The following is a 402-nucleotide window of genomic DNA, read 5'->3' on the forward strand; positions in this document are numbered from 1 at the left end:
CGTCCGTTGAGCGACGACGCAACGGTATTCTGTCACCCGGCAGATGCCTGTGTCAGCCAGCTGGGCCCGATTGAAAAAGGCCAGCTGATTCTGGCCAAGGGGCATTACTATGACGCCGTTGAACTGCTGGGCGGCGATCAGGCGCTGGCAGAAGAATTTGCTGACGGGAGTTTCGCCACTCTGTATTTGTCTCCGCGAGATTATCACCGCGTACACATGCCATGTGACGGCACCCTGCGCCAGATGATCTACATTCCGGGTGATCTGTTTTCTGTCAATCCGCTGACCGCGGAAAATGTACCCAACCTGTTTGCCCGTAATGAGCGCGTGGTCTGTATCTTTGATACGGAATTCGGCCCGGTTGCTCAAGTTCTGGTGGGGGCCACCATTGTTGGCAGTATT

General features: G+C 55.5%; 1 protein-coding gene. It reads left to right on the forward strand.

The window, feature by feature from the left end; translation table 11 throughout:
• The coding region (gene asd / locus ACYP03_RS24370) for an archaetidylserine decarboxylase (RefSeq protein ID WP_459782425.1) at window positions 1–402 on the forward strand (402 nt) is incomplete at both ends.

It is taken from the genome of Photobacterium sp. R1 (assembly GCF_054600795.1).